The following is a 1,046-nucleotide window of genomic DNA, read 5'->3' as shown; positions in this document are numbered from 1 at the left end:
GGTTGATTTTCAATCTCAACGCAACAGTCTGAACGGACCCCGCGTTTCCGCAGCTAGCGCAACGCGGAAATAGCCCCCGGCACCTGGCTATCGCCTCGTTTCCGCAGGTGGAGAGGCTATGGAGGCCGGTGTCCCCGTGCCGCCGCCGCATGCTCCGCCAGCCCGCCGCGCAGCCGTTCCGGACTCAGCGCAACGGGCCCTCCGACCCATGTCCCGGCCCGCCGCCTATCCCGCCAGCGGCCCCTCGCCCCTCGCGGCCCTGGCCCTGTCGATGCAGCCGGGCGTGAGGTCGAGCTCGCCGGGCGCCAGCTCCTCTATCCCGAACGCGTCCATGAGGGCGGAGGCGTCCTCGCCGAGGGCCATCCGCAGCACGCGCGCCGGCGTCAGGAACCCGAGCGCGCCCCTCGGCTCGGAGTTCACCTGCGACATGAGCAGCGCGCAGTCCGCCGCCGTCAGCCGGTCGAACCTGGCCCCGGCGCCCTTGGGCAGCAGCTTCCTGATCTCGACGTGGTTCTTCTCGCACGCGCCCTTCTGCTGGCTCTGCCGGGGGTCGCAGTAGAAGAGCCTGGTCTCGCCGTCCCGCTCGCCGAGCAGCGCCGCGATGGCGCCCTCGTCGGCGAACTCGGCGCCGTTGTCGGTGAGCACGGCGCCGAAGGCGCGCCTCGCGCCGCCCTCGCCGAGGACCCCGCGCAGCGAGGAGAGGGCCGCCAGGACCGAGGCGCACGTGCCGTCCGGCAGCGGCAGCGCCAGCTGGAAGCGGCTCGGGCGGTGCAGCAGCGTGAGGAGCCTGGCGGAGTCGCCCCGGCAGCCCTCGACGGTGTCCATCTCCCAGGCCGCGGCGCAGGCGTCCTCGCCGAGCGCGAGGAACGACGCGTGCGACCTGCGCGCCGAGTGGGACGTCGCCCTCCTCGGGGCCCGGCGCGACCTGGGCCTGTAGCCGACCTTGCGCCTGAGCTCCATGTTCGTCATGCCGTCGTAGCCGGCGTCCACCCACCTGTAGACGGTGGAGGCGCTGAGCCCGGGGGTCGCCGCCGCTATCTGCTGCG

At 73.2% G+C, this 1,046-nt stretch carries 1 protein-coding gene; it reads right to left on the bottom strand.

Annotated elements, in window-relative coordinates:
• Positions 1-225: 225 nt before the first annotated feature.
• The coding region (locus AAAT03_RS09835) for an IS30 family transposase (protein WP_349103229.1) at positions 226-1,046 on the bottom strand (821 nt) is incomplete at its 5' end.

Source organism: Collinsella sp. CLA-AA-H167, assembly GCF_040095305.1.
In the GTDB taxonomy this organism is placed as follows: domain Bacteria; phylum Actinomycetota; class Coriobacteriia; order Coriobacteriales; family Coriobacteriaceae; genus Collinsella.
This window is presented reverse-complemented; position numbering and strand designations above follow the sequence as displayed.